Below are 976 nucleotides of genomic sequence, written 5' to 3' on the forward strand. Positions count from 1 at the left end.
GGCGCGAGGGACTCCGGCGTTCGCGAGCACCTTCTGCAGGCGCACGCCCTCGGCGTCCGGTGTGTTCGTCATCGCAGCACCTCCGCGTCGAAACCGTCCGAGCCGTCGTCGAGCAGCGGCGAGACGTGCGGCAGCTCGTCGAGGGAGTTGATGCCCAGGTTCACCAGCAGCGCGTCGGTCGTGCCGTAGTTGATCGCGCCGGTCTCGGGGTCGGTGAACAGCTCGGTGATGAGGCCTCGCGCGAGCAGCGTGCGCACCACCGAGTCGACGTTGACGGCGCGGATCGAGGCGACCTGGCTGCGTGTGACGGGTTGCTTGTACGCGATGACGGCGAGCGTCTCCAGCGCCGCCTGCGACAGGCGCGACGGGGCCTGGCCGCCGACGTACTCGGCGATGAGGTCGTCGTGCTCATCGCGCACGTACAGCCGCCAGCCGCCACCCACTTCGCGAAGCTCGAAACCGCGGCGAGGGCCGCCCGTCTCGCCGTCGTAGTCGGCGACGAGCGTTTCGACGGCCTGACGAACGGTCGGCACCGGGGCACCGACGGCGGCGGCGAGGGCGACGAGACTCTGCGGCTCGTCGACGATCAGCAGGATGGCCTCGATGCGGCGCGCGACGTCAGCGGGCTCCTGTGAGCGCACCGGTGGGGCGGTGTCGCTGTCGGTCTCAGTGGTCATAGTCGGCTCCCAGGGTGGCGAGGTTCTCTTCGGACCACCGCTCGGCGGTCCAGCGCAGGGTCAGCTCGCCGAGTGGCTCGAGCTGCTCGAACGAGAGGGCGGCGTGACGGTAGAGCTCGAGCACCGCGAGGAAGCGCGCGACGACGACACCGGTCTGCGCGACCCCGGCGACGAGCTCTCGGAAGTTGAGGGTTCCGGCGTCACGCAGCAGCGTCACGACGATCGCGGCCTGCTCGCGGATGGATACAAGCGGCGCGTGCAGGTGGTCGAGCCCCACGTGCGGAATCTCCTTGGGGGCG

The 976-nt window shown here is 70.4% G+C and carries 2 protein-coding genes; both read right to left on the bottom strand.

Annotated features, from left to right (window positions below; all coding sequences use genetic code 11):
* Positions 1 to 68 precede the first annotated feature (68 nt).
* Positions 69 to 677, bottom strand: coding sequence for an SMC-Scp complex subunit ScpB (gene scpB, locus I5I_RS07150; RefSeq protein ID WP_036318132.1), 609 nt, complete (start codon positions 675 to 677; stop codon positions 69 to 71).
* On the bottom strand, positions 667 to 976 hold a 310-nt coding region (locus I5I_RS07155; RefSeq protein WP_036318133.1), incomplete at its 5' end, for a segregation/condensation protein A. The genes I5I_RS07155 and scpB, both read right to left, overlap by 11 nt.

This window comes from Microbacterium sp. B24 (assembly GCF_000333415.1).
Lineage (GTDB): Bacteria > Actinomycetota > Actinomycetes > Actinomycetales > Microbacteriaceae > Microbacterium.